Source organism: Nonomuraea sp. NPDC059007 (assembly GCF_042740555.1).
GTDB lineage: Bacteria > Actinomycetota > Actinomycetes > Streptosporangiales > Streptosporangiaceae > Nonomuraea.
In genome coordinates this window covers 1-26,936 of record NZ_JBHYJD010000074.1, presented here as the reverse complement: position 1 = coordinate 26,936, position 26,936 = coordinate 1, and the positions used below count along the sequence as shown (strand labels likewise).

Genomic DNA, 26,936 nt, shown 5'->3' with positions numbered 1-26,936 from the left:
ATAACCACTACTAGGTGTGTCCGCATTCGGGGGGAACCGTCATGTTCGAGCGCAGGCGATCCCGTGGGGTCGCGGTGGCGGTGGGAACCGGTGCCCTGATCCTCGGGACTCTGTCGGCCGCGTCGGCGGCTGTGGCCGGCGAGGTGGCTCTGGTCTTCGACCGCGTGGGCGACCCCGACGACATCGGCGCGTGGGTGCGGACCGGGGATGTCCTGCGTTTCCGGGTACGGCTCGCCGGCGACGCCCAGGACGCCCGCCTCGCTCTGGCCGCCAGTCCGGGCGAAGCCCTGTCCACGGTCACCTGCGCGCCCCGGAGCCCCGCCACCGGTGACCCAGGGGTGATCGCCGCACCGCCCGCACAAGCGCCTGGGGTGCCCGCCGCCGCGCCTTCAGGAGCGCCTGAGGCGCTTGGAGCCGTGTCTTCACAAGTGTCTGGGGCGCCTCTCGTGTCGTCGGGGAGCGCTCCGGCGGACGACGGCTCGGCGGACGGCAGGGCGGCGGGGGCGTTGGGCGTGCCTCAGGTGGACGGGACGCTGACGCCCGGCACCGCGCCGACGCCCGCCGTGGGCGTGGCGGCGCGTGGGGCCGAGGTGTGCAGGCTGGGGAAGGTGTCGGGGGAGCGGGCCGTGGACGTGCGTCTGACGGTGCCGCAGGGGGTGAACGAGGTCGTCCTGGCCGCGGTGGCCCAGGTGTGGGGGAGCGGCGGCGTGTCCACGCTCAGCGGGAGCGCCCGCACCCCGGTGGGGACCGGGCCGATGCCCCGGCCCGCCGCCGCGCCGCCCCCGGAAACCGTGGTGATCCCGCTGCCCACCCCGATGGCCAAGCCCGCCCAGGCCCAGCGACCCGGCAAGGGGGACGAGGCCAGGCCGCGCAGCTCGTACACCGGACCACGCGGCGCCCTCACCAACGTCGGCCCGCGCAACGCCACCCAGAACGCGGCCCCGCGCAGTGCCGGCCCTTATGTCGCCCCGCGCAACGTCAGCCCCTATGTCGGGCCGCGCCCCGCTCAGGTCGCCTCCGCCCGGCCGGAGGGGTTGTGGAACGACCCGAACATCCGGCTGCCCAAGGTCGCTCCCGCGTCCGCCGCCACGACGGAGGCCGCCGGTGTGCCGCTGCCCCGGCAGATCGCGGTGGCCGCCAAGACGTTCGAGACCACCGAGCCCATGAACCTGCTCACCGGTCACCGCGGCCTGTCCGTCGCGGCAGGCGGGATCGCGGTTCTGCTGGTCGCGCTGTGGTTCGTCGCCCGCGGGCAGCGCCGCAGGATCGCCGAAAATCAGCATTGAACCGTTCCAGCCCAGGTCACAGCGTGACAACATCGGAGAACAGGGCTTTACTGTTACTTTGACCTGACTAGTATTCCCTTGACCATGGTTCCGGGATGGCGCGGAGGGCACCGGTGGCACGCACACGAGCGACGGCCGTGTCCGCGTTGTTCCTCGCTCTCGGTCTCACCGGGGCGGCGGTCTCGCCGTTCGTCATCCAGGCGGCCAGCGCGTCCGCGTACGCCTTAGAGCCCCCGCCCATCGAGGGCTGTGACGCGGGCGAGGTGTGTGACCCCGAGGTCACCATCACGCAGACCGTGACCGAATCGCCGGAGCCTGAGCAGCCGGAGACGACGATCACCAAGACCGTCACCAAGTCCCCGACCCCCAAACCCACGAAGACGCCCAAGAGCACCCCCACGCCCAAGGCGTCCAGCCCGGCGAGCCAGCCGCAGCCGATCGTGCCCAGTTCGCCGAACGTCCCGGTCCCGACGCCCTCCGCGGAGCAGCCGACGACCGAGGCCCCGGTGCAACTGCCCACGGTGGCCGGTTCGCAGCCGCCCACGACGACGTCGCCGACCCCGCCGGTCTCGGAGGAGCCCACCGAGGAGTCGCAGCAGCTGGAGTTGCGGAACGCGGCTCCCGAGTTCGACCAGCGGACGCTGACGCAGAAGCTGAGCATTCCGGCGCTGGTTCTGGTGCTGCTGACCCTGTTCGCCGTACTGATCTTCGAGGGCAGGCTCCGCCGCATGGCCCACGCCGCCGCGGTCCGCAAGGCCGGCCCCGTCCAGGACCCCCACGGCTACCCCGCCGGCCCCGCGTACACCGCCTACCCGGGCGCCCACCCGAGCGGCCCGCATCCGCCGCAGGGCTACCCCGGATATCCGGGCGGCACGGCGTATGCGCCGATCATCAGCTTCGTGCCGGTACAGACGTACCCGACCAACCAGCCCGCCTACCAGGACCCGGGCACCTACACCCAGCCTTACCCGCAGCAGCCCCCCACCCCCGAGCCGCCGCCCGAGCCCGTGGTGCTGCACCCGGACGAGTTCGACTCCTACAGCCACGAGCCGGACGACGACAAGGTGCGCGGCGCGTTCGAGCCCCTGGTCCCGCCGGAGGCCCCACCCGCCGACATCCCGTCCGGCGGCTCCGGCCCGTACGACGCGACCCGCGAGATGCCCCTCTCCCCCGGCTCCGCCGCCGAGCCCGGCGACGAGGATCTTTTCCGCAGGGATTAGTTTTCTTTCTGTTCGTGCAGTTCCAAGGCTTTTCATAGCTTTTATCCGTTACGGCCAGCCGCCCCACCCCCACCCGCCGTACGTGGCTGAGGACATTCCAGGGTCACGGCAGGCAGGCCGCACATGGCCGCCCACCGCAACGCGCGCCCCGCTGGCCGGACAAGCCTCGAAGCCTTGACCACTTGGCGGGGCAGGGTGCGCCGTGGCGGGGGTGCGTTTGTCCGGCGTGAGAAGCGATCCCCCCGACACGTGAGCCAGCGGCGGTGGGTGGCGTGGGGGCGGCTTGCCGTAACAGATCATCGGCTTGAAGGCGCGGAAAAGCGCCCGCCGTCATGGGGCGGCGGGCGCTTTTGGAGATGAGAGATTAGGACTTCGGGCGGCGGAAGATCTTGTTGCCCAGCCACACCAGCGGGTCGTATTTGCGGTCTACGACGCGTTCCTTCATGGGGATCAGGGCGTTGTCGGTGATCTTGATGTGTTCCGGGCAGACCTCGGTGCAGCACTTGGTGATGTTGCAGTAGCCCAGGCCGTGCTGCTCCTGTGCCGAGTCCTGGCGGTCCGCCACGTCATACGGGTGCATGTCCAGCTCCGCGATCCGCATCAGGAAGCGCGGGCCGGCGAAGGCGGCCTTGTTCTCCTCGTGGTCGCGGATCACGTGGCAGACGTTGTTGCACATGAAGCACTCGATGCACTTGCGGAACTCCTGCGAGCGCTCGACGTCCACCTGCTTCATGCGGTACTCGCCCGGCCGGACGTCGGCGGGCGGGGTGAAGCTGGGGATTTCGCGGGCCTTCTGGTAGTTGAACGAGACGTCCGTCACCAGGTCCTTGATGACGGGGAAGGTCCGCATCGGGGTGACGGTGATCGTCTCGTCCTCCTCGAAGGTGGACATCCGGGTCATGCAGCCCAGGCGCGGCTTGCCGTTGATCTCCATGGAACACGAGCCGCACTTGCCGGCCTTGCAGTTCCAGCGGACGGCGAGATCGGGGGCCTGGGTGGCCTGGAGGCGGTGGATGATGTCGAGGACGACCTCGCCCTCGTTCACCTCGACGGTGAAGTCCTCGAGCTTGCCTTCACCGCCCTCACCGCGCCAGACCTTGAACTTCGCCTTGTAACTCATTCTGCGTTCCCCAGCTCTTCTTCGGTGAGGTACTTCTTCAGCTCGCCCAGGTCGAACAGGTCGAACAGGTCCTTGCGCATCGGCGGCTGGACCTTCTCCTCGACGGTGACGGCCGCGCCGTCGGGGGTGGCGCAGACGAGGAGCTTGCGGCGCCATTCGGGGTTCATGCCCGGGAAGTCGTCGCGGGTGTGGCCGCCGCGGCTCTCCTGGCGCAGCAGTGCCGCGCGGGCCACGCACTCCGAGACCAGCAGCATGTTGCGCAGGTCGAGCGCGAGGTGCCAGCCGGGGTTGTAGATGCGCGAGCCGGCGGCGCCGACGAGTCCGACGCGCTCCTTGAGCTTCTCCACGACCTCCAGCGCCTCGGAGACCTCCTCGGCCTTGCGGATGATGCCGACTAGTTCGTTCATCGTCCGCTGGAGCTCGTGGTGGACCTCGTAGGGGTTCTCGCCACTGCGCTCCAACGGGGCGAGGGCCTCGGCCTTGGCGGCGTCGACGGACTCCTGCGCGACCGCGGGGCGGGCCGGGAGCGAGTTGACGTACTCGGCCGCGCCGAGCCCGGCCCTGCGGCCGAAGACCAGCAGGTCGGACAGGGAGTTGCCGCCGAGGCGGTTGGAGCCGTGCATGCCGCCGGAGACCTCGCCGGCCGCGAACAGCCCGGGTACGGCCGCCGCCCCCGTGTCGGCGTCGACCTCGACACCGCCCATGATGTAGTGGCAGGTGGGGCCGACCTGCATGGGTTCGGCGGTGATGTCGACGTCGGCCAGCTCCTTGAACTGGTGGTGCATCGACGGCAGCCGCCGCTTGATCTCCTCGGCGGGCAGGCGGGTGGAGACGTCGAGGAAGACGCCGCCCTGGGGTGAACCGCGGCCCGCCTTCACCTCGGCGTTGATGGCGCGGGCCACCTCGTCACGGGGCAGCAGTTCCGGCGGGCGCCGGTTGTTGGTCTGGTCGGTGTACCAGCGGTCGCCCTCTTCTTCGGTGGTGGCGTACTTGTCCTTGAAGACGTCCGGGATGTAGTCGAACATGAAGCGCTTGCCCTCGGAGTTGCGCAGTACGCCGCCGTCTCCGCGGACCGACTCGGTGACCAGGATGCCGCGCACCGAGGGCGGCCAGACCATGCCGGTCGGGTGGAACTGGATGAACTCCATGTTGATGAGGTTGGCGCCGGCCAGCAGGGCCAGGGCGTGGCCGTCGCCGGTGTACTCCCAGGAGTTGGAGGTGACGACGTAGGACTTGCCGATGCCGCCGGTGGCCAGGACGACCGCGGGCGCGTCGAAGAGGATGAGGTTGCCGGTCTCGCGCCAGTAGCCGAACGCGCCCGAGATGGCGTCGCCGTCCTTGAGCAGGCGGGTGACCGTGCACTCCTGGAAGACCTTGATGTAGGCCTCGTAGTCGCCGTGGGTCTCGTGGTCCTCCTGCTGCAGGGCGACGACGCGCTGCTGCAGCGTGCGGATCAGCTCCAGGCCGGTGCGGTCGCCGACGTGGGCCAGGCGCGGGTACTCGTGGCCGCCGAAGTTGCGCTGGCTGATCTTGCCGTCCTTGGTGCGGTCGAACAGCGCGCCCCAGGCCTCCAGCTCCCAGACGCGGTCGGCGGCCTCCTTGGCGTGGAGCTCCGCCATCCGCCAGTTGTTGAGGAACTTGCCGCCGCGCATGGTGTCGCGGAAGTGCACCATCCAGTTGTCGTCGGAGTTGACGTTGCCCATCGCGGCGGCCGCGCCGCCCTCGGCCATGACCGTGTGGGCCTTGCCGAACAGGGACTTGCAGACGATCGCCGTGCGCTTGCCCTGCTGCCGGGCCTCGATCGCGGCTCGCAGCCCGGCGCCGCCCGCTCCGATGACGACGACGTCGTATTCGTGACGCTCGATTTCCACAGGTTTTCCTTATGCGAACGGGAAGTTGACGATGCCCTTGGCCACGAGCCTGACGTAGAGGTCGGCGCCCATCACCGAGAACATCGAGGCCCACGCGAGTGGCTGGTGCTTGGCGTTGAGCTTCGAGACGAATGTCCAGGCCTTGTAGCGCACCGGGTGCCGGGAGAAGTGGTTCAGGCGGCCGGCGGTGATGTGCCGGCACGAGTGGCAGGACAGCGTGTACAGGTTGATCAGCACCGCGTTGAGGATCAGGATCCAGGTGCCGAGCCCGGTCGGCGTGTGGATGAGCGCGAGGACCGCGTCGTAGGCCAGGATCAGGCCGATGGCGATCGCCGCGTAGAAGAAGTAGCGGTGGATGTTCTGGATGATCAGCGGGAACCGGGTCTCACCCGTGTACTTGCCGTGTGGCTCCTGCACCGAGCACGCCGGCGGCGAAAGCCAGAACGAGCGGTAGTAGGACTTGCGGTAGTAGTAGCAGGTGAGCCGGAAACCGCCGGGCAGGCCCAGGATCAGCAGGCCGGGCGGCAGGGTGTACCAGTCGCCGAAGGGCGCCAGCCCGAGGAAGCGGGCGCCCTCGGGACAGGATGTCGCAAAACACGGCGACGAAAACGGGGCTATGTACTCGCTCGGCGCGTAGTAGTAGCTGCCGTCGAAGATCGCCCACACGCCGTAGACAAGGAATGAGCTGAGCCCGAGAAAGGTCAGCAGCGGGGCCAGCCACCAGTTATCGGTGCGAAGCGTGCGCACTTTGATCTGCGCGCGCTGTCTCCTTACCGGGCTTTCAGGCGTCGTCTGGGTCATCGCGGACCTCTCCACCTCCCGCGGACCCTGCTCGCCTGGGGTCCGGGTTCGAGTCGCTGAGCGCGCGGCGTCTCCGCTCGGGCGCGCATTTGGTGGGGGATACGTTACGACGACGGCATCACGTTTTGTGAGAAGGGTCACTCACTTTTTCGATGGCCCTGTGTGATTCCTGTCACGTCCGCACGTCAGAGGCGGTGTCCTTGGTTCGGCAGCTTCACTACGGTCACGAAAAAATTGTCTATTTGCCGGACAACTCGGATAAATTGGTCAAAATCTACCGGTTTGGTGACATATGCGTTTGCGTGGAGCTGGTAGCTGCGGATGATGTCCTCCTCAGCCTCCGACGTCGTCAGGATCACCACCGGGATCGACCGCAACGCGGCATCCGCCTTCACCTCCTGCAACACCTCCATGCCGTCCATGCGCGGCAGGTTGAGGTCGAGCAGGACCAGGTCCGGGCGGGGCGCGTCGGCGTAGCCCTCCTCGCGGCGCAGGAAGGCGAGCGCCTGCTCGCCGTCGTTGACCACGTGCAGCCGGTTCTTGACCTTGTTCAGCTCGAAGGCCTCCCGGGTGAGCAGGATGTCGCCCTGGTCGTCCTCGACCAGCAGCACTTCGATCGGGATCATGCGTCCTCTTCCGCTTCCGGCAGGGTCCAGCGGAACGTGGCACCCGGGCCGTCACCGTCGGGGTCGAGCCAGAGCAGCCCGCCGTGGTACTCCACGATCTTCCTGCACAGGGCCAGCCCGATGCCGGTGCCCGGGTAGACGTCGCGCGCGTGCAGGCGCTGGAAGATCAGGAAGATGCGGTCAGCGTACTTGGCCTCGACGCCGATGCCGTTGTCGGAGCAGCTGAACTCCCACATGCCGTTGTCGGTGCGTCGCGCGCCGATGTGGATGCGCGGGGGGACGTCGGCGCGGAACCTGACGGAGTTTTCCACGAGGTTCTGGAACAGGCGGACCAGCTGTGACCTGTTGCCCACCACCTTCGGCATGCGGTCGGAGGTGACCACCGTCTCGGTGTCCTCGATGGCCGCCGACAGGTTCTCCAGCGCCGTGTTCAGGGCCTCGCCGGTGTCGGTGACCACACGTTCGCCGTGGACCCGGCCCACGCGGGAGAAGTCGAGCAGGTCGTTGATGAGGACCTGCATGCGCTTGGCGCCGTCCACGGCGTAGCCGATGTACTGCTTGGCGCGGTCGTCGAGCTGCGGGCCGTACCTCTGCTCCAGCATTTGCGTGAAGCTGGCCACCTTGCGCAGCGGCTCCTGCAGGTCGTGGCTGGCCACGTAGGCGAACTGCTCCAGCTCGCCGTTGGAGCGCCGCAGTTCGTCGGCCTGCTCCTCGGCGCTGCGCCAGCCCTCCAGAATGCGCCCGCGCATCGAGTCGACGTGGGAGGCCAGCTCGGCGAGCTCGGCGGGGCGGTCGACCCGCAGCCTGCGGTTGAAGTCGCCCGCCGCGACCTCGCGGACTTGTCCGGCGAGCTGGGCCATGGGTTTGAGCACGGCATAGCGGATCATGAACGTCAGCGCCACGGCGGCCACGAGGATGACGGTGAAGACCACGATGAGCATGGTGTTCAGCTGGTCCAGCCGGGCCACGACCTCGGGGCGCGGCTGGATCGTCCGGATCTGGTCCACCATCGTCAGCGTCACGCCGACTCCGGCGGCGTAGGCCAGCGCCATGACGACGCCGGCGGCGACGAACCAGCGGGCCACGGGCAGCCGGCCGACGCCGGTGGGCTCCTTGGCCGGCGGCAGCGGATGAAGGTTCACGGCGCTCTCCTCTGGACGAGGACCACGGCCAGGTCGTCGGTGAGGGTTCCGACGTGCCGGATCAGCCGGTCGAGGTCGACGTGGCCGTGCTCGCGCACCAGCTCCACGAGCCCGTCGACGCCCAGCTGGTCCTGCTCCACGGCTGCCTCGATGAGGCCGTCGGTGTAGAGCATGAGTGACCAGTCCTGGCCCAGGGGCACGTCGATGGCGTGCCATTCCGCGTCCCGGAAGATGCCCAGTGGCGGCCCCGACGGGCCCTCGCTGACGGCCTCGACCACGCCGTCGCGGATCAGCACCGGCGGCGGATGGCCGATGATCCGCATCTCCGCGTGGGCGAGATCGGGGGTGAGGGTGGCCGTGCAGAGCGTGGTGTAGATCTCCGGCGCCTTGCGCTCGACCCTGAGCAGCGCGTCCATCGCGTGCAGCATGACGTCGCCGGTCTGCCCGGCCAGCACCAGCGTGCGCCAGGCGATGCGCAGCGCGACGCCGAGCGCGGCCTCGTCGGGGCCGTGCCCGCAGACGTCGCCCACCACGATGTGCACCGAGCCGTCGGGTGTCTGGACGGTGTCGTAGAAGTCGCCGGCGAGCAGGGCGCCCTGGCTGCCGGGCAGGTAGCGGGTGGTGTGCTCGATCGTGTCGCCGTTCAGCAGCGGGACGGGCAGCAGGCCGCGTTCGAGCCGGGCGTTCTCCTGGGCGCTCACCTCCGCCTTGACCAGCATCCGCTGGGTGCGCCTGCGCTCCATGGAGTAGCGGATCGAGCGGACCAGCAGCCGGGCGGTGATGTCCTGCTTGACCAGGTAGTCCTGGGCGCCGGCCTGCACCGCGGCCACGCCGACGTGCGCCTCGCTGGTCCCGGTCAGCACCAGGACCGCGGCCTGCGGCGCGGCCGCCAGCACCTGCTCCAGGGCCTCCAGCCCGCTGGCGTCCGGCAGCGACAGGTCGACGAGCACGCACTGCACGTCGGGGGTGAGCTTGGGCAGCCCCTCGGCCAGGCTGCGTACCCAGGTGATGCGCGGGGGTGCCTCCGCCTCCTTGAGCAGCTCCTCGACCAAGAAGGCATCACCGTCGTCGTCCTCGATGAGGACGAGGGTGAGGGTCTCGGATAGTGAAGCCGTCACGCACTGCCCTCTCCACTGCCTCGTAGCGATCGCTGGTTCATTCTGCGATGAGCTCGACCCCTTGTGGAAGCGTCCCTTCGTGGGCGGCCTCGACGAGAAATGTCCGCAGAGTAGCGCGGAACGCCTGGGCCGCGCGGGTCGGTTCGACGTCCTTGCGGTTGGCCAGCGCGATCGTGCGGCTCAGGCCCGGTGGCGCCAGCGGTGTGCCGGTCAGTCCCGGGCGCCCGTCGAGCACCATTGACGGCACCACGGCCACGCCGAGACCCGCCTCCACGAACCGCAGCACCGCGTCCATCTCGCCGCCCTCGACCGCGAAGCGCGGCTCGAAGCCCGCCTGACGGCAGGCCGCGAGCGTGGCCTCGCGCAGGTCGTAGCCGCGCCGGAACATCACCATCGGCCGTCCGCGCAGGTCCTCGATCCGCACGTACGGCCGGCGGATCGCCATGTCGTCACCCACCGGCCCGGCCCGCCGGTGGCTGGGAGAGACGACGACCAGGTTCTCCCGCAGGATCTCCTCGGTCACCAGTGAGGGGTCGTCGTGCTGGAGCGGCGTGATGATCAGCGAGAGGTCGATCTGCCCGCGGGCCAGCGCCCTGACCAGGTCGCGCGAGCCGCCTTCCTCGACGTGGAGCCGGATGCCGGGATAGTCGCGGTGGAAGCGGGCCAGCGCGTCGGCCAGCAGCCCGGCGCACAGGGACGGGGTGGCGCCCAGCCGTACGCGGCCGCGGCGCAGCCCCGCCAGCTCGGCCACCTCCTGCCGGGCGGTGTCGGCGTCTGCGAGCATGCGGCGGGCCAGCGGCAGGAGCGCCTCGCCCGCGGGGGTGAGCGTGACGTTGCCGCGGGCGCGGGAGAACAGCGGCGCGCCGAGTTCGGTCTCCAGGGCCTTGATCTGCTTGCTCAGCGACGGCTGGGCCACGCGCACGCTCTCGGCGGCCTGGGTGAAGTGCCTGGTCTCGGCTACCGCGACGAAATAGGCGAGCTGCTGCAATTGCATGATCTCCATAGCTTACGGCTATCGCCGGGCTGTGATTTTGCTCGCACGCGTGCTTTGTGGAATTTGCGGCAGCCGTACGAAACCAAGGGTCATAGCCCTTGGCTATGGAAACCAGATCCATGATGACTTGGACGGATCATCCCTGGATACCTAGCGTTCCAAGATGTGACTGCCACGATTGAGCGCGGGGCCGCGACGGCGCCCGTGAGTCCCCCCAAGACGGAAGCCGGGAAGACCCCTGCTCCGCCAACGCCCAAGAAGTCCCGCGGGTTCCTGAGCTCGTCGAACGGCAGGAAAGTCATCATGGCCGTCACGGGCGCCGTGATGGTGGGCTTCCTCGCCCTGCACATGCTGGGCAACTTGAAGATCTTCTACGGCCGGGATTCGTTCAACGAGTACGCGCACTGGCTGCGGACGTTGCTGCAGCCGTTCCTGCCGTACCGGGGCGTGGTGACCCTGCTGGAGATCACCCTCTTCGTGGCCGTGGTCCTGCACCTGTGGGCGGCCATCACGCTGACCCGCCGCGCGCGCAAGGCCAGGCCGGTGAAGTACGTGGCCAAGAAGTCGCAGGCCACCGGGTACGCCACGCACATCATGCGCTGGGGCGGCGTCACCATCGCGCTCTACATCGTCTGGCACCTGCTCGACCTGACCTTCGGCGTGGTCAACCCCGCCGGGGTCAACTCCGCGCCCGCCGACCGCATGATCGAGGGCTTCCAGCCCGGCCGCTGGTGGGTCACGGCCATCTACGTGATCGCCATCCTCCTGGTCGGCCTGCACCTGCGCCACGGCATCTGGTCGGCCTTCCAGACGCTGGGCTGGGTCAAGGGAGAGCGCCGCCGGGTGGTGAAGCTGGGCGCGCTCGCGGTCTCGGCCGTGCTCGTGCTCGGGTTCCTCGCGCCGCCGCTGGCCATCATGTTCGGAGTAGTCAAGTGATCGAATACACCGAGGGCGAAGCCCTCCGGGACGCCAAGGCCCCGGAAGGCCCCATCGAGGAGCGGTGGGCCAAGCGGAAGTTCGCCGCCAAGCTCGTCAACCCCGCCAACAAGCGCAAGCTCAACGTCATCGTGGTCGGCACCGGCCTGGCCGGCGGCTCGGCCGCCGCGACCCTCGGCGAGCTGGGCTACAACGTCAAGTCGTTCTGCTACCAGGACTCGCCCCGGCGGGCGCACTCGATCGCCGCCCAGGGCGGCATCAACGCGGCGAAGAACTACCGCGGCGACGGCGACTCGATCTACCGGCTCTTCTACGACACCGTCAAGGGCGGAGACTTCCGCGCCCGGGAGTCGAACGTCTACCGCCTGGCCGAGGTCTCGGTGAACATCATCGACCAGGCCGTGGCCCAGGGCGTGCCGTTCGCCCGCGAGTACGGCGGCCTGCTCGACACCCGCTCCTTCGGCGGCGCGCAGGTCTCGCGGACCTTCTACGCCCGCGGCCAGACGGGCCAGCAGCTCCTGCTGGGCGCCTACCAGGCGCTGGAGCGGCAGGTGAAGGCCGGCACCGTCGAGATGTTCACCCGGCACGAGATGCTGGAGCTGATCGTCTCCGACGGCCGGGCGCGCGGCATCATCGTGCGTGACATGGTCACCGGCGAGATCGAGCGGCACACGGCCGACGCGGTCGTGCTGGCCACCGGCGGCTACGGCAACGTCTTCTTCCTGTCCACGAACGCCAAGGGTTGCAACACCACGGCCATCTGGCGGGCACACGAGCGCGGCGCGTACTTCGCCAACCCGTGCTACACGCAGATCCACCCGACCTGCATCCCGGTCTCCGGCGAGTACCAGTCGAAGCTGACGCTGATGTCGGAGTCCCTGCGCAACGACGGCCGGGTGTGGGTACCGGTGGCCGCCGGCGACCAGCGCGCCGCCGGCGACATCCCGGACGAGGAGCGCGACTACTACCTGGAGCGCATCTACCCGGCCTTCGGCAACCTGGTGCCGCGTGACATCGCCTCGCGCGCGGCCAAGAACGTCTGCGACGAGGGCCGCGGCGTCGGCCCCGGCGGCCTGGGCGTCTACCTCGACTTCCGCGACGCGATCGCCCGCCTCGGCCGCGACGCCGTCGAGAAGAAGTACGGCAACCTCTTCGAGATGTACGAGCGCATCACCGGCGAGGACCCCTACACCCAGCCGATGCGCATCTACCCCGCCGTGCACTACACGATGGGCGGCCTGTGGGTGGACTACGACCTGCAGTCCACGGTCCCCGGTCTGTTCGTGATCGGCGAGGCCAACTTCTCCGACCACGGCGCCAACCGCCTCGGCGCGTCGGCGCTGATGCAGGGCCTGGCCGACGGTTACTTCGTGCTGCCGACCACGCTGGGCGACTACCTGGCCAACGGCCCGTACGGCGAGGTCGACGAGGAGGCCGTCGCCGAGGCCGAGATCAAGGTACGCACCAAGATCGACCGCCTGATGGCCGTCAACGGCACCCGCACGCCGGACTCCTTCCACCGCGAGCTCGGCAAGATCATGTGGGACTACTGCGGCATGGAGCGCACCGACGAGTCGCTGCGCAAGGCCCTGGACCTGATCCCGGCCCTGCGCGCGGAGTTCTGGCGCAACGTCAAGGTCAGCGGCACGCCGGAGGAGCTCAACCAGGTGCTGGAGAAGGCCGGCCGGGTGGCCGACTTCTTCGACCTGGCCGAGCTGATGTGCCTGGACGCGCTGGTACGCACCGAGTCCTGCGGCGGCCACTTCCGCGCCGAGTCGCAGGACGCCGACGGCGAGGCGCTGCGCGACGACGACCACTTCGCGCACGTCTCGGCCTGGGAGCGCACCCCCGACGGCCCGGTGCTGCACAAGGAAGCGCTCGAGTACGACTACGTCAAGATGAGCCAGCGGAGCTACAAGTAAAATGGATCTCACCCTCAAGGTATGGCGGCAGAGCGGCCCGGACGACGCCGGGCGCATGGTCACCTACCTGGCCAAGGACGTCTCCCCGGACATGTCCTTCCTGGAGATGCTCGACGTCGTCAACGAAAAGCTGATCCTGGAGGGCGACGACCCGATCGCCTTCGACCACGACTGCCGCGAGGGCATCTGCGGCATGTGCGGCATGGTCATCAACGGCGTGGCCCACGGCGAGCAGCGCGCCACGACGACGTGCCAGCTCCACATGCGCCACTTCGAGGACGGCGCCGAGATCACCATCGAGCCGTGGCGGGCCGCTCCCTTCCCGGTCATCAAGGACCTGGTCGTGGACCGCAGCGCCTTCGACCGCATCATCCAGGCGGGCGGGTTCGTCTCGGTCCCGGCCGGCTCCGCGCCGGACGCGCACGCGGTCCCGGTCCGCAAGGAGGACGCCGACGACGCCTTCGACGCCGCCACCTGCATCGGCTGCGGCGCCTGCGTGGCGGCCTGCCCGAACGGTTCGGCGTCGCTGTTCACCGCGGCGAAGATCACCCACCTGTCGCTGCTCCCGCAGGGCCAGCCCGAGCGCCTCAGCCGCGCCAAGGCGATGGTGGACCAGATGGACGCCGAGGGCTTCGGCGGCTGCACCAACACCGGCGAGTGCACGGCGGTCTGCCCGAAGGGGATCCCGCTGGACACCATCGCCCAGATGAACACCGAGTACCTGAAGGCCAGCAGGTAGCGGTCCGGGAGAAGGCCGCACGCCGGAGGGGGGTGCGGCCTTTTTCACGCCCCTGTGTGCACGATGTACACTTTGTGACGACAGTGTTCGCTTAGTTGGGGGACGGCATTGAACGTGGTCATCGTGGGCGCCTCGATCGGTGGGCTGACCGTGGCCGAGGTGCTGCGGCGCAGGGGGTTCGACGGCACGATCACGCTCGTGGGGGAGGAGCGCCACCTGCCCTATGATCGTCCGCCGCTGTCCAAACAGGTCCTCACCGAGTCCTGGCCGGCCGAGCGCACCCGGTTGCTCGGCCGGGACGCGTTCGACGGGCTGGACGTGGAGTGGGTGCTCGGGCGGCGGGCCGTACACCTGGATCGGGGTGAACGGGTGGTAGGGCTGGACGACGGGCGGCGGCTGCCGTACGACCGGCTGGTGATCGCGACCGGGCTGAGGCCGCGGCGGCTGCCCGGCCAGCCCGTCCTGGACGGGCTGCACACCTTGCGCACGCTCGACGACGCGCTCGCGCTGCGCGGGGAGCTGAAGGACGCCGGGCGGGTGGCGGTGGTCGGCGCGGGCGTACTGGGGTGCGAGGTCGCCGCCGCCGCGCGCACGCTCGGCCTGGAGGTGACGCTGGTTGAGCCCGCGTCGGTCCTCATGGCCCGCCACCTGGGCGCCAGGCTCGGCGCGCTCGTCGCGCGCACACACCGCCGGCACGGCGTGGACGTGCGGGTCGGCACCGAGGTCAACGCCTTCACCGGTACGGCCGGCCGCGCCGACGGCCTGGAACTGACCGGAGGCGAGAAGATCCCCGCCGACCTGGTGATCGTCACCGCGGGCGCGGTTCCGGCCACCGGCTGGCTCACCGGCAGCGGCCTGGACCTGAGCGACGGCGTCACCTGCGACGCCTACGGTGAGGTGGCCCCCGGCGTCTACGCGGTCGGCGACGTGGCCCGCTTCCCGACGGGCCGCGTGGAGAGCCGGACGAACGCCACGGAACAGGCCCTGGCCGTCGCGGGCAACATCCTCGGCGACGAGCGGCCGTTCTCCTCGATCCCCTACTTCTGGACCGACCAGTACGACGTGAAGCTCCAGATCCACGGCCGGATCGGCCAAGACGACCGGATCCGGTGGATCGAGGGCGAACCCGGCGCCGACCGCTGGGTCGCTCTGGCGGAGAACGGCGACGAGGTGACCGCGGCCATCGGCTGGAAGCACGCCAGGGGCGTCCGCCTGGCCCGGGAGAAGATCTCCGCGCTCAGCCGGTGAAGGCGGCCGTCGCCGCGACCCGCTCCCGCCAGAGCTCCTCGCCCTCCGGCCCCCATTCGGCGGCGAAGGCCAGCAGCGCGCGGCAGCGCTCCAGCATCGCCGCGTGCCGCTCCGGCCACTCGGGCACCGGCCCGCCGTAGGCCTCGAAGAAGTACGGCAGCGCCTGCTCGTGCTCGGGATGGTGGGTCCTGATGATCCACTCACACCACGCCAGGTCCTCGACCGGTTCGCCGCGGTGGGCCCACTCCCAGTCGAGCACCGCCGCGGTCTCGTGCGTCATCGGATCGATGATCAGGTTGTTGGGGCCGTAGTCGCCGTGGACCAGGACGCGGCCCCGGGCCGCGGGCATGGCGTGGATGGCGGCCAGCGTCCGCCCGCAGGCGGTCATGACCTCCTTGGCCAGCCCCTCGTCGAGGAGATCCTGACCATGGATGCCCGCGACGAACCGGGTGGTCAGGCTGGTGTCGCTGACCGCCTGCACGGCGGGCACGGGCACCCGGCCGCGCAGGCGGCGCAACATCTTCCGCTCGGTTTCCAGCCGTTCCGCGGCGCCCGGACCCAGATAACACTTCACGACCAGAGCGCCGTCGCCGAAGGTGCTGTTGGTGTAGCCATGCCTCACAGGGATTGATTCTGGCGTAGTCGGCTCCGGTAGACGATGTATGGGCGGAACAAGTACCCGACGGGTGCCGACAGCGCGTGCACGAGACGGGTGAACGGGAACAGCCCGATCATCACCATCCCGGCGATGACGTGCAGCTTGAAGAAGATGGTCGCCTCGGCCATCGCCTCGGCGTCCGGACGGAACACGAAGACGCTGCGGAACCACGGCGAGACCGAATCGCGGTACTCCGCTCCAGTCAGCGTGGCCACCAGCCCGGCCACCACGGCCAGCGCGAGCGCGACGTACATGACCTTGTCGTTGACGGTCGTGGCGCGGAAGACCGGGCCGTTGCGCCGTCTGCGGTAGATGAGCAGGGCCAGCCCGGTGAGCACGGCCAGGCCGGCGAGGCCGCCGAAGACGCGGGCCAGCAGGTGGTAGGCGTGGTCGGACAGACCGATCGCCTCCGTCCACGAGGCCGGGACGAACAGGCCGATCACATGCCCGGCGATCACGAACACCAGCCCGTAGTGGAACAGCGGCGAGGCGATCCGCAGCAGGCGCGACTCGTAGAGCTGCGACGAGCGGGTCGTCCAGCCGAACTTGTCGTAGCGGTAGCGCCAGAGCAGCCCGCCGATCAGGACCACCAGCGTCACGTAGGGCGCGATCACCCAGAAGAACGTCTCGCCGTAGTTCACCGGTACACCCCCACGGACTCGGCGGGCGGGCCGTCCTGCGCCAGCCGGGCCGCCGCCGCCCGCTGTTCCGCGGTCGGCTCCGGCAGGGCGCCGCGCACGCCGTCCAGCACGATCGTGTACGGCGAGCCGTACCCGTCCAGCGCCGAACGCAGCAGCTCGATCCCCACCCGGTGCTCGGCCAGCAGCGCGGCCCCGGCGGCGTCCAGGGCGGCGAACTCCAGCATCACCGGCAGGAAGTCCGGCAGCTCGTCGTCCATCAGCTCCCACCCGGCGGCCCGGTAACGCCCCTTGAGCGCGGCCAGCGACTCGCCGCGCCGCCGCGTGTCGCCGTCGGCGTAATAGGTGAGATAGAGGCAGCAGCGCCGTTTGAGGTCGAACATGTCGACGTAGTGCGCGGCCAGCTCGCCCGGCCCCATGGCGTGGATGGCGGCGGCGAACCCGGGGAAGTACGGCGCGGCGGCCCGCTCGATCAGCGGCAGCCGTCCCCAGAACCGCTCGTCGGGGTAGGCCAGCAGGTGTGCGGCGGCCTGCCAGGTCACAGCCTTGTTCAAGATGCCTCGCCCCTCTTCGGCGGGAACAGGCCGGCGGGTTTGCCCCTGCCGTCCCAGTTGAGGAGGTTGACCCGCTCGCGGGTGGTCTCCTCGCCGGTCTGGCGCTGCTTCAGCCCGTGGAAGCTCTCGATCGACACCGGCACCGGCCGGCCCGAGCCCTCCCCGAACGGCCCCGCCATCCCGGGCCCGCCGTCGTAGTCGAGGCTGCAGCCGATCTCCTCCACGGCCCCGGGCGTCTTGGAGTAGGCGGACGGGATGACGTAGCGCTCGTCGTAGCGGGCCAGGGCCAGCAGCCGGTACATGTCGTGGATGTCCTCGGCCGACAGCCCCGAGTGCGGCAGCTCGGGCTCCTCGCCCAGGTTGACGGCGCGCATGTACGAGCGCATGGCCGCCAGCCGCCGCAGCGCCGCCGTCACCGGCACCGGGTCGCCGGCGGTGAACAGCTCGGCCAGGTACTCCACCGGGATGCGCAGCGCCTCGACGGCGGCGAACAGGTTGCCGGCGTCCTCGCCGTCGTGCCCGGAGCCGGCCAGCGCGTCCACGACGGGCGAAAGCGGCGGCACATACCAGACCATCGGCAGCGTGCGGTACTCCGGGTGCAGCGGCAGCGCGACCCGGTATCGCATGATCAGGTCGTGCACGGGCGAGCGGCGGGCCGCCTCGATCCAGTCGTCGGGCAGCCCGGAGGCGGCAACGGCCGGGTCGTCAGGGTCGACGAAGAGCGACAGCTGCGCCTCGTACAGCTCCTTGTCGTCGGCGATGCTCGCCACCTCGCCCACCCGGTCGGCGTCGTAGAGCATGACGCCCAGGTAGCGCAGGCGGCCGACGCACGTCTCCGAGCACACGGTCGGCAGCCCGACCTCCACCCTCGGGTAGCAGAACGTGCACTTCTCGGCCTTGCCGGTGCGGTGGTTGAAGTAGATCTTCTTGTACGGGCAGCCGGTCACGCACATCCGCCAGCCCCTGCAGCGGTCCTGGTCCACCAGGACGATGCCGTCCTCCTCGCGCTTGTAGAGGGCGCCGGAGGGGCAGGAGGCGACGCAGGACGGGTTCAGGCAGTGCTCGCAGATGCGCGGCAGGTAGAACATGAACGCCTGCTCGAACTCCAGTTTCACCTGGTCGCCGACCCTGCGCAGGATCGGGTCTTCCGAAGGGTCGCCGCCGAGATTGTCGTCCCAGTTGGCGCTCCAGCGGATCGCCATGGGTTCGCCGCTGATCAGCGAGCGCGGCGGCGCGACCGGGATGTCGTCGCCGAGCGGGGCGCGGGTGAGGTTCTCGTAGTCGTAGGTCCAGGGTTCGTAGTAGTCCTGGATGTTCGGCATGAGCGGGTTGGCGAAGATGCCGAGGAGCTTGCGTAGCCGGCCGCCCGCCCGCAGCCGCAGCCGGCCCTTGTTGTCCACCTCCCAGCCGCCGCGCCACCGGTCCTGGTCCTCATAACCGCGCGGATAGCCCTGGCCGGGGCGGGTCTCGACGTTGTTGAACCAGGCGTACTCGACCCCCGCCCGGTTGGTCCACGTCTGCTTGCAGGTGACCGAGCAGGTGTGGCAGCCGATGCACTTGTCGAGGTTCATCACCATCGCGAGCTGAGCCATGATCCGCATTAGTACGTCACCTCCTGCGAGCGCCTTCTGATCACGGTGATCTCGTCGCGCTGGTTGCCGGTCGGGCCGAGGTAGTTGAAGGCGTACGAGAGCTGGGCGTACCCGCCGATCATGTGGGTGGGTTTGATCAGCACGCGGGTGAGCGCGTTGTGGATGCCGCCGCGCCGTCCGGTCGCCTCCGACTTCGGCACGTCGATCACCCGGTCTTGGGCGTGGTGCATGTAGACCGTGCCCTCGGGCATCCGGTGGGAGACGATCGCCCTGGCCACGACCACGCCGTTGCGGTTGGTGGCCTCGATCCAGTCGTTGTCGGCGGCGCCGATCTTCGCGGCGTCCTGGACCGACATCCAGATCACCGGACCGCCGCGTGAGAGCGACAGCATGAGCAGGTTGTCCTGGTACTCGGAGTGGATGGACCACTTCGAGTGCGGCGTCAGATACCGCACCACCAGCATGTCCGCGCTCCCCTCGCCGAACAGGGCGGTCATGTCCAGCGGCGGCCGGTAGACCGGCAGGGCCTCGCCGTACTCGTGCATCCAGTCGTGGTCGAGGAAGAAGTGCATCCGGCCGGTCAGCGTGTGCCACGGCTTGTGGTGCTCGACGTTGATGGTGAAGGGGGAGTAGCGGCGGTCGTGCGACTCCTTGCCCGACCACTCCGGGCTGGAGGCCACGTGCGTGGGCCTGGCCTGGGTGTCGGCGAAGACGATGCGGTGGTCGCGGTGGACGAGCTCGCCGAAGTCGGTGCCGGTCCGCTCGGCGAGCTGCCCGAAGCCCTGGGCGGCCAGCCGCCCGTTGCTGACCCCCGACAGCGCCAGGATCGCCTCGCACGCCTTGGCCTCGGTGTCGAGCATCGGCCGTCCCTTGGCGACGCCGCGCGGCACCAGCCCGCACCGCTCGCCGAGCCAGACCACCTCCTCGTCGGGCATGAACACCACGCCCTTCACCGGCAGCCCCTTGCGCTCGGCCAGCGGGCCGAGCGCCGCCATCTTCTCGGCGACCGCGCCGTAGTCGCGCTCGACCACCACCAGGTTGGGCGTGACGCGGGCGGGCGCGCGTCCGCCCGGCTGGGCGATCTCGCCGGGCGTGTCGTGCTGGTACGGCAGCGCCACGACGTCCTTCCTGACCCCGAGCCGGTCCTTGGCCATGGCGCTGAAGGCTCTGGCGATCGCGTGGAAGGCGTGGAAGTCGCTCTTGGTCTCCCACGGCGGCGTGATGGCCGGGTTGAACGCGTGCACGAACGGGTGCATGTCCGTCGAGGACAGGTCGTGCTTCTCGTACCAGGTCGCCGCGGGCAGCACGATGTCGGAGAACAACGTCGAGGACGTCATCCTGAAGTCCAGCGTCAGCAGCAGGTCCAGCTTGCCCCGCGGCGCCTGCTCGTCGGGCCGCGGCAGGTTCGAGCGCGCGCCGAGCAGATGGTGCAGGAAGTACTCGTTGCCCTTGGCGCTCGACCCCAGCAGGTTGGAGCGCCAGAGCGTCAGCACCCGCGGCCAGTTGCGCGGGTCGTCCGGGTCCTCGGCGGCGTAGCGCAGGGTGCCGTTGGCGAGCTCCTCCTGGGCGTTCGCGACCGGGTCCGCCGCGTCGCCCAGCTCCAGCGGGTTGCGGTCGAAGGCGGGCGCCATCGGCATCCAGCCGTTCCTGACCGCCTCGGCCACCAGGTCGGCGGTGTGTCTGCCGCGGAAGGCCCCGGGGCCGATCGGGGAGCTCAGATCGCCGGCGTCGAAGCGGTCGTAGCGCCACTGGTCGGTGTGCAGGTACCAGAACGGCGTGCCCGGCGTCTGCCGGGGCGGGCGCGACCAGTCCAGGCCGCCGGCCAGCTGCGCCCATCCGGTCTGCGGGCGGCACTTCTCCTGGCCCACGTAGTGCGCCCAGCCGCCGCCGTTGCGTCCCTGGCAGCCGGTCAGCATCAGCAGCGCCAGGAAGGCCCGGTAGATAGTGTCGCCGTGGAACCACTGGGTGGTCCCCGCGCCCAGGATGATCATGCAGCGGCCGCGGGTCTGCTCGGCCGTCGTGGCGAACTCCCTCACGATCTTGATCGCGCGGGCCGCCGGGACCTTCGTGATGGGCTCCTGCCAGGCCGGCGTGTACGGCTCCGACGCGTCGCCGTACCCGTGGGGCCAGCGGCCCGGCAGCCCGCGCCGGTGCACGCCGTACTGGGCCAGCATGAGGTCGAAGACGGTCGTGACCAGATGCCCGCCGATCCGCCTGGCCGGGACGCCGCGGGTCAGCGGGCCGCCGCCGTCGAAGCGGGGCAGAGCAATCTCAACCGGCTCCGCGCCGTACAGCGTGAGCAGGGGCTCGGTGTCGAGCTTGAGGTTCCAGCGGCCCTTTCCGCGCTCGCCCCACCGGAAGCCGACCGAGCCGTTGGGCACGACCGGCTCGCCGTCCGCGCCCAGGAAGACGGTCTTCCACTCCGCCGACTCCTCCTGCGAGCCCAGGTCGGCGGCGGTCAGAAACTTGTCCGGCACGTGGTGGCCGTCGCGTTCGGTCAGCGTGACGAGGAAGGGCAGGTCGGTGAACCGGCTGACGTACTCGGTGAAGTACGGCACCTGCCGTTCGACGAAGCACTCCCTCAGCAGCACGTGGCCCATCGCCATGGCCAGCGCGCCGTCCGTGCCCGGGTTCACCGCCAGGAACTCGTCGGCGAACTTGGCCGCGTCGTTGTAGTCGGGGGCGACCACCACCACCTTCTGGCCCCGGTAGCGGGCCTCGGCCATCCAGTGGGCGTCGGGCGTGCGGGTCACCGGGACGTTGGCGCCCCACAACATCAGGTACGCCGCGTCCCACCAGTCGGCCGACTCGGGTACGTCGGTCTGGTCGCCGAAGACCTGGGGGGAGGCGACCGGCAGGTCGGCGTACCAGTCGTAGAAGCTGAGCATGGTCCCGCCGATCAGCGAGACGAACCGGGCGCCGATGGCGTGACTGACCATGGACATGGCGGGGATGGGGGAGAAGCCGGCCACGCGGTCGGGGCCGTAGGTCGCGATGGTGTGGACGTGGGCGGCGGCGATCATCTCGGTGGCGAGGTCCCAGGTGATCCTGACGAGGCCGCCTTGGCCGCGGGCGCGTTGGTAGGTCTCCCGCTTTTCCGGATTTGTCGTGATTTCGGCCCAGGCGGCTACCGGGTCGAGGCCGCTGCCGCGGGCTTCGCCGTACATCCTGACCAGGACGCCCCGCGCGTACGGGTAGCGGATCCGCGTCGGCGAGTAGGTGTACCAGGAGAAGGCGGCGCCGCGCGGGCAGCCGCGCGGCTCGTACTCGGGGCGGTCGGGGCCGACGCTCGGGTAGTCGGTCTGCTGGGTCTCCCAGGTGATGATGCCGTCCTTGACGTAGACCTTCCACGAGCACGAGCCCGTGCAGTTCACGCCGTGCGTCGAGCGGACCACCTTGTCGTGGCTCCACCGGTCGCGGTAGAAGGCGTCGCCCTCCCGGCCGCCGGACAGGTAGACGGTCCGCAGGTCCTGGCCCGTGACCGATCTGCGGAAGAACCGGCCGGTCTTCAGGAGGATGTCCTCCGCCTCACTCATACCCCCACTTCATCACACTCTGTAGCGACCTGTTACACAGGGTGCATGCGTGTGCGAAATCTTGTGCTGGCGACGGCGGCCTTCACCATCACGTTCTGGGCGTGGAACCTCATCGGCCCGCTGTCCGGCAGCTACAGCAAGGCACTGCACCTGTCGCCGACCGAGACGTCGATGCTGGTCGCGATCCCCGTGCTGGTCGGGTCGCTGGGGCGGATCCCGGTCGGGATGCTGGCCGACAAGTTCGGCGGGCGGCTGATGTTCGCGATCATCTGCTTCGTCTCGATCGTGCCGGTCCTGTTCGTGGGCTGGTCGAACTCCTACGGCTCGCTGCTGTTGTGGGGGTTTCTGCTGGGCATCCCGGGCACCTCGTTCGCGATCGGCATCCCGTTCGTCAACTCCTGGTACGAGCCGGCGCGGCGCGGGTTCGCCACCGGCGTGTTCGGGGCCGGGATGGGCGGCACCGCCTTGTCCGCATTTTTCACGCCACGGCTGGTCGAATCGCTGGGCCGTTCCACGACACACCTGATCATGGGCGCCGCGCTCGCCGTCATGGGCGTGATCATGCTGCTCGCCAGCCGCAACTCGCCCGCCTGGCAGCCCAGCACCGAGCCCGCACTGCCCCGCATGAAGGACGCGATGAAGATCAAGGCCACCTGGCAGTGCGCCTTCCTGTACGCGGTCGCGTTCGGCGGTTTCGTCGCGTTCTCCACCTACCTGCCCACGCTGCTGCAGAACGTCTACGAGTTCGCCCAGACCGAGGCGGGCCTGCGTACCGCCGGGTTCTCCATCGCCGCCGTGATCGCCCGCCCCCTCGGCGGCATCTCCTCCGACCGGATCGGCCCGATCAGGGTGCTGACGATCTCCTTCGCCGGCGCCGTCGCCATGGCCGTCGTCCTCGCCTTCAACCCGCCGCTGGAGATCCCCGCCGGGGTCAGCTTCGTGCTCATGGCCTTCTTTCTCGGCCTCGGCGCCGGCGGCGTCTTCGCGCTCGTCGCCAAGCTGGTCGAGGCCTCGCGGGTCGGCACCGTCACCGGCCTCGTGGGGGCCGCCGGAGGGCTCGGCGGATACTTCCCGCCGCTGGTCATGGGCGCTGTCTACACCGCGACCGGCGCGTACACGATCGGCTACCTGCTCCTCGCGCTGACCGCGCTGACGGCCCTGCTCTACACCCTCCGGGGGTTCGGAAAATGATTTGCCTGGTCAGGGCGGCTTTGACAGCCTAGTCAGGCTATGCGCTCCCTGCCTGAAGCCGATCCCGGCACCCCTGACATACGCACGCCCTTCCGCTACCTGCTGTGGAACGCGCTGCGGCAGAAGACCGCGCTCGCGATCGGCATCGGCTTCGCCACCCTCTGGTGGCTGGGACAGGCGCTCGTCCCCGCCGTCCTCGGCAAGGGCGTCGACGCCGTCACCGCCAAGGACACCCGAGCGCTGCTGATCTGGTCGGCGGTGATGCTCGCGCTGGGCCTGCTGCAGGCCTTCGCCGGCATCATGCGCCACCGCTTCGCCGTCTACAACTGGCTGGCCGCCGCGTACCGCACCGTCCAGCTCACCACCCGCCACGCCACCCGCCTCGGCGCCACGCTCCCCAAGCGGCTGTCGACCGGCGAGGTCATCAGCGTCGGCAACTCCGACATCGCGCACATCGGCAGCTCGATGGACATCCTGCTGCGCGGCACCGGCTCGGTCGTGGCGATCGTCACCGTCACGATCTACCTCATCTCCACCTCCCTGCCGCTCGGCCTGCTCGTGCTCTTCGGCGTCCCGCTCATGGCCATCGCCGTCGGCCCGCTGCTCAAGCCGCTGCACAAACGCCAGAAGGCCCACCGCGACCTGCAGGGCGAACTGTCCACGCGCTCGGCCGACATCGTCTCCGGCCTGCGCGTCCTGCGCGGCATCGGCGGCGAGCAGGTCTTCTCCGGGCGCTACCAGGAGGAGTCGCAGCGCGTACGCCACGCCGGCGTCCGCGTGGCCGGCATCGAGTCGCTGCTCGAAGGCGCCCAGATCCTCCTGCCCGGCGTGCTCATCGCCGTCGTCACCGGCATCGGCGCCTCCTTCGCGCTCGGCGGCCAGATCACCGCAGGACAGCTCGTCGCCTTCTACGGCTACGCCGTCTTCCTCATCGGCCCCATGCGCACCCTCACCGAGGCCGCCGACAAGCTGACCAAGGGGCACGTGGCCGCACGCCGCGTGGTCCGGATCCTGTCGATGGAACCCGAGGTCGACGGCGGCACCGGTACCTCCGAGGGCGGCGTCCTGCGCGACTCCTACAGCGGTGTCACCCTCCAGCCCGGCACCATGACCGCGCTGGCCGCCCCCACGCCCGAACAGGCCATCGAGGTCGCCGACCGCCTCGGCCGCTACGCCCACGGCGACGTCACCTTCGGCGGCGTCGACCTGGCCGAGCTGCCGATCCCCGAGGTCCGCGAGCGCATCCTGGTCGCCGACAACGCCGCCCGCCTGTTCTCCGGCCGCCTGCGCGACGAGCTCGACGTGCGCGGCAACGCCTCCATCGACGAGGTACGCCACGCGCTGCGGGCCGCCTGCGCCGAGGACATCGTGGACGCGCTGCCCGAAGGCCTCGACACCGTGGTCGCCGAGAGCGGCCGCGAGTTCTCCGGCGGCCAGCAGCAGCGGCTGCGCCTGGCCCGCGCCCTGGTGGCCGACCCCGAGGTGCTCATCCTCGTCGAACCCACCAGCGCCGTCGACGCCCACAGCGAGGCCCGCATCGCCGAACGGCTCGCCAAGGCACGCGCCGGCAAGACCACGCTGATCTGCACCACCAGCCCGCTCGTGCTCGACCGCACCGAGCACGTCGTCTACCTGGAGGACGGCCGCGTCCACGCCGAAGGCCCGCACCGCGAACTGCTCGCCACGTCCAGCGCCTACTCGGCGACCGTCACGAGAGGAGAGGACTGAACATGGCTGCGGAGCGAACCCGACGCAGCGAGCGGAGTGGAGGGCCGAGGTACGAGGCACTCCGCGGAGTGAGTGAGGAGTGGTGAACGACAAATGAGCAGGGAAATCCTGCCGGTTGCCGATCAGAAGCAGGTTCGTGCCTACGCTCGCCGGCTGACGCTCAAATACCCGCGTCAGCTGTCCGTCGCGCTCGCGCTGCACGGGCTGGCCGCCGTGTCGGGCCTCGCCGTGCCGTGGCAGCTCGGCAACCTGGTCCAGGACGTACAGGACGGCGCCCGCGTCAACGTGTGGTTCGTCGGCCTGGCCATCGGCGGCTTCCTGCTCATGCAGGCATTGCTGGTACGTTTCGCCGTGCTCGCCTCCTCCCGGCTGGGCGAGCGGGTGCTGGCCGAGCTGCGCGAGGAGTTCGTCGACCGGGTGCTCGGGCTGCCGCTGTCCACCGTCGAGCGGGCGGGCTCCGGTGACCTGATCACCCGTACGTCGCGGGACGTCGACTCGCTGTCCAGGACGGTGCGGCACGCCGTACCGGAGACACTGATCGCGGTCGTCACCTTCACCATCACCGTCGGCGCGCTGCTGCTGGTCAGCCCGCTGCTCACGCTGCCCATGCTGATCGCCGCGCCCATCCTGTGGATCGCCACCCGCTGGTACCTGCGGCGGGCGCGTGACGGTTACCTGCGCGAGAACGCGGCCTACGCCGACATGACCGAGGGCCTGGCCGAGACCGTGGAAGGCGCCCGTGCCGTGGAGGCTCTGGGCCTGCAGCGCCGGCGCGCCGACCGTACCGACCGGGACATCACCGCCTCCTACGCCGCCGAGCGCTACACCCTCGGGCTGCGCACGGTCTGGTTCCCCGCCGTGGAGCTCGGCTACGTGCTGCCCGTCGTCATCAGCCTGCTGATCGGCGGCCTCTTCTACATCAACGACTGGGTCACGCTCGCCCAGGTCACCGCCGCCACCCTCTACGCGCAGCAGCTCATCGACCCGCTCGACCGCTTCCTCATGTGGATCGACGAGCTCCAGGTCGGCGGCGCCGCCATGTCCCGCCTGCTGGGCGTGGCGAACGTGCCCGACGACCGCACCGCCACCGGCGCCCGCCCCTCCGGCGAAGACCTGAAGGCCGACGACGTCCGCTACGCCTACCGGGCCGGCCGGGACGTCCTGCACGGCGTCTCGCTGACCGTCGCGCCCGGCGAACGCCTGGCCATGGTCGGCCCGTCCGGCGCCGGCAAGTCGACGCTTGGCAGGTTGCTGGCCGGGATCCACGGCCCGCGCACCGGCGCCGTGACCGTCGGCGACGTCCCGCTGGTCGACCTCCCCCTGGACGACCTGCGCGGCCACGTCGCCCTCGTCACCCAGGAACACCACGTCTTCAAGGGCACGCTCCGCGACAACCTGCTCATCGCCCGTCCCGACGCCACCGACGATCGGGTACGGCAGGCGCTGGCGGCCGTCGACGCCCTCGACTGGGCGCTGGCCCTGGACGACGGCCTCGACACGGAAGTCGGCTCCGGCGGCCTCGCCGTCTCCCCCGCCCAGGCGCAACAGCTCGCACTGGCCCGCCTCGTGCTGGCCGACCCGCACACGCTGGTACTCGACGAGGCGACCTCCCTCATCGACCCGCGCGCGGCCAGAAACCTGGAACGCTCGCTGGCCGCCGTCCTGGAGGGCCGGACCGTCATCGCCATCGCCCACCGCCTGTACACGGCCCACGACGCCGACCGGGTCGCGGTGGTGGAGGACGGGACGATCAGTGAGCTGGGCAGCCATGACGAGCTGGTGGCACAGGGCGGCTCTTACGCGGCCTTGTGGTCCAGCTGGCACGGCACCCCCGCCCCCCGCTAACCCCCACCCCCACCCCCACCCCCACCCCCACCCCAACCCCCACCCCAACCCCAACCCCCACCCCAACCCCCACCCCAACCCCCCAGCCCCCAGCCCAGCCCCCCAGCCCCCAGCCCAGCCCCCCAGCCCCCAGCCCAGCCCCCCAGCCCCCAGCCCAGCCCAGCCCCCAGC

Annotated in this window: 21 protein-coding genes; 9 read left to right on the top strand and 12 right to left on the bottom strand. The window is 70.1% G+C overall.

All coding sequences use genetic code 11. The annotated features are described in order from the left end of the window. The first annotated feature begins 41 nt into the window (after positions 1-41). Together ACFWY5_RS54005 and ACFWY5_RS54000 are read left to right on the top strand one after the other, a co-directional pair. A complete protein-coding gene (locus ACFWY5_RS54005; RefSeq protein ID WP_379639752.1) occupies positions 42-1,286 on the top strand; it encodes a hypothetical protein in 1,245 nt (414 codons plus the stop codon). Positions 1,287-1,399: 113 nt separating this feature from the next. Next, the gene (locus tag ACFWY5_RS54000; protein WP_379610653.1) at positions 1,400-2,506 is read left to right on the top strand and encodes a hypothetical protein; all 1,107 of its coding nucleotides are present in this window, start codon (positions 1,400-1,402) and stop codon (positions 2,504-2,506) included. A 364-nt stretch (positions 2,507-2,870) separates the two neighbouring features. On the opposite strand, the gene ACFWY5_RS53995 is transcribed toward ACFWY5_RS54000, so the two are convergent. The 7 genes from ACFWY5_RS53995 to ACFWY5_RS53965 all read right to left on the bottom strand — a co-directional run bounded on the left by ACFWY5_RS53995 (position 2,871) and on the right by ACFWY5_RS53965 (position 10,178). After that, positions 2,871-3,626: a succinate dehydrogenase/fumarate reductase iron-sulfur subunit gene (locus tag ACFWY5_RS53995; protein ID WP_379610652.1), complete on the bottom strand. Its 756-nt coding sequence runs from the start codon at positions 3,624-3,626 to the stop codon at positions 2,871-2,873. Next, positions 3,623-5,497: a fumarate reductase/succinate dehydrogenase flavoprotein subunit gene (locus ACFWY5_RS53990; protein WP_379639751.1), complete on the bottom strand. Its 1,875-nt coding sequence runs from the start codon at positions 5,495-5,497 to the stop codon at positions 3,623-3,625. Before ACFWY5_RS53990 ends, ACFWY5_RS53995 begins: the two co-directional genes overlap by 4 nt. Positions 5,498-5,506: 9 nt before the next feature. After that, positions 5,507-6,298: a hypothetical protein gene (locus ACFWY5_RS53985; RefSeq protein ID WP_379610650.1), complete on the bottom strand. Its 792-nt coding sequence runs from the start codon at positions 6,296-6,298 to the stop codon at positions 5,507-5,509. A gap of 185 nt (positions 6,299-6,483) precedes the next feature. After that, positions 6,484-6,924 carry a response regulator gene (locus ACFWY5_RS53980; RefSeq protein WP_379610649.1) on the bottom strand — a complete coding sequence of 147 codons (441 nt, stop codon included), beginning with the start codon at positions 6,922-6,924 and terminating at the stop codon, positions 6,484-6,486. Beyond that, on the bottom strand, positions 6,921-8,066 hold the full coding sequence (locus ACFWY5_RS53975; RefSeq protein ID WP_379639749.1) for an ATP-binding protein: 1,146 nt from the start codon (positions 8,064-8,066) through the stop codon (positions 6,921-6,923). Before ACFWY5_RS53975 ends, ACFWY5_RS53980 begins: the two co-directional genes overlap by 4 nt. Beyond that, positions 8,063-9,184 carry a PP2C family protein-serine/threonine phosphatase gene (locus ACFWY5_RS53970; RefSeq protein ID WP_379639748.1) on the bottom strand — a complete coding sequence of 374 codons (1,122 nt, stop codon included), beginning with the start codon at positions 9,182-9,184 and terminating at the stop codon, positions 8,063-8,065. Before ACFWY5_RS53970 ends, ACFWY5_RS53975 begins: the two co-directional genes overlap by 4 nt. Positions 9,185-9,221: 37 nt before the next feature. After that, positions 9,222-10,178, bottom strand: a complete 957-nt coding sequence (locus ACFWY5_RS53965; protein ID WP_379610646.1) for a LysR family transcriptional regulator — start codon at positions 10,176-10,178, stop codon at positions 9,222-9,224. A 165-nt stretch (positions 10,179-10,343) separates the two neighbouring features. On the opposite strand from ACFWY5_RS53965, the gene ACFWY5_RS53960 reads away from it, so the two are divergent. From ACFWY5_RS53960 to ACFWY5_RS53945, 4 genes are all read left to right on the top strand, one after another. Further along, entirely contained in the window at positions 10,344-11,114 is a 771-nt protein-coding gene (locus ACFWY5_RS53960; RefSeq protein ID WP_379610645.1) for a succinate dehydrogenase cytochrome b subunit, read from the top strand. Next, on the top strand, positions 11,111-13,036 hold the full coding sequence (locus ACFWY5_RS53955) for a fumarate reductase/succinate dehydrogenase flavoprotein subunit (RefSeq protein ID WP_379610644.1): 1,926 nt from the start codon (positions 11,111-11,113) through the stop codon (positions 13,034-13,036). The genes ACFWY5_RS53960 and ACFWY5_RS53955 overlap by 4 nt, the downstream gene beginning before the upstream one ends. Before the next feature lies 1 nt (position 13,037). Continuing rightward, positions 13,038-13,775 (top strand): succinate dehydrogenase/fumarate reductase iron-sulfur subunit, encoded by a 738-nt coding sequence (locus ACFWY5_RS53950; protein WP_379610643.1) that lies wholly within the window; start codon positions 13,038-13,040, stop codon positions 13,773-13,775. A 114-nt stretch (positions 13,776-13,889) separates the two neighbouring features. Further along, complete coding sequence (locus ACFWY5_RS53945) at positions 13,890-15,023, top strand: NAD(P)/FAD-dependent oxidoreductase (protein ID WP_379639758.1); 1,134 nt, start codon at positions 13,890-13,892, stop codon at positions 15,021-15,023. Here ACFWY5_RS53945 and ACFWY5_RS53940 read toward each other — a convergent pair. Genes ACFWY5_RS53940 through ACFWY5_RS53920 form a run of 5 tightly spaced genes read right to left on the bottom strand, consistent with a single transcriptional unit; the run spans position 15,013 to position 22,001 of the window. After that, positions 15,013-15,645 (bottom strand): phosphotransferase, encoded by a 633-nt coding sequence (locus tag ACFWY5_RS53940; RefSeq protein ID WP_379610642.1) that lies wholly within the window; start codon positions 15,643-15,645, stop codon positions 15,013-15,015. The genes ACFWY5_RS53945 and ACFWY5_RS53940 overlap by 11 nt on opposite strands. Further along, positions 15,642-16,322 (bottom strand): respiratory nitrate reductase subunit gamma, encoded by a 681-nt coding sequence (gene narI / locus ACFWY5_RS53935; protein ID WP_379610641.1) that lies wholly within the window; start codon positions 16,320-16,322, stop codon positions 15,642-15,644. The genes ACFWY5_RS53940 and narI overlap by 4 nt, the downstream gene beginning before the upstream one ends. Further along, the gene (gene narJ, locus ACFWY5_RS53930) at positions 16,319-16,873 is read right to left on the bottom strand and encodes a nitrate reductase molybdenum cofactor assembly chaperone (RefSeq protein ID WP_379610640.1); all 555 of its coding nucleotides are present in this window, start codon (positions 16,871-16,873) and stop codon (positions 16,319-16,321) included. The genes narI and narJ overlap by 4 nt, the downstream gene beginning before the upstream one ends. Then, the gene (gene narH / locus ACFWY5_RS53925; RefSeq protein WP_379639747.1) at positions 16,870-18,474 is read right to left on the bottom strand and encodes a nitrate reductase subunit beta; all 1,605 of its coding nucleotides are present in this window, start codon (positions 18,472-18,474) and stop codon (positions 16,870-16,872) included. The genes narJ and narH overlap by 4 nt, the downstream gene beginning before the upstream one ends. After that, positions 18,474-22,001 (bottom strand): nitrate reductase subunit alpha, encoded by a 3,528-nt coding sequence (locus ACFWY5_RS53920; protein WP_379639746.1) that lies wholly within the window; start codon positions 21,999-22,001, stop codon positions 18,474-18,476. The genes narH and ACFWY5_RS53920 overlap by 1 nt, the downstream gene beginning before the upstream one ends. A 45-nt stretch (positions 22,002-22,046) precedes the next feature. On the opposite strand from ACFWY5_RS53920, the gene ACFWY5_RS53915 reads away from it, so the two are divergent. The 3 genes from ACFWY5_RS53915 (at position 22,047) to ACFWY5_RS53905 (ending at position 26,765) form a co-directional block, all read left to right on the top strand. Beyond that, the gene (locus ACFWY5_RS53915) at positions 22,047-23,192 is read left to right on the top strand and encodes a nitrate/nitrite transporter (protein WP_379639745.1); all 1,146 of its coding nucleotides are present in this window, start codon (positions 22,047-22,049) and stop codon (positions 23,190-23,192) included. A 39-nt stretch (positions 23,193-23,231) separates the two neighbouring features. Next, the gene (locus ACFWY5_RS53910) at positions 23,232-24,920 is read left to right on the top strand and encodes an ABC transporter ATP-binding protein (protein ID WP_379610636.1); all 1,689 of its coding nucleotides are present in this window, start codon (positions 23,232-23,234) and stop codon (positions 24,918-24,920) included. A 93-nt stretch (positions 24,921-25,013) separates the two neighbouring features. Further along, the gene (locus ACFWY5_RS53905) at positions 25,014-26,765 is read left to right on the top strand and encodes an ABC transporter ATP-binding protein (protein WP_379639744.1); all 1,752 of its coding nucleotides are present in this window, start codon (positions 25,014-25,016) and stop codon (positions 26,763-26,765) included. The last annotated feature ends 171 nt before the right edge of the window (positions 26,766-26,936 follow it).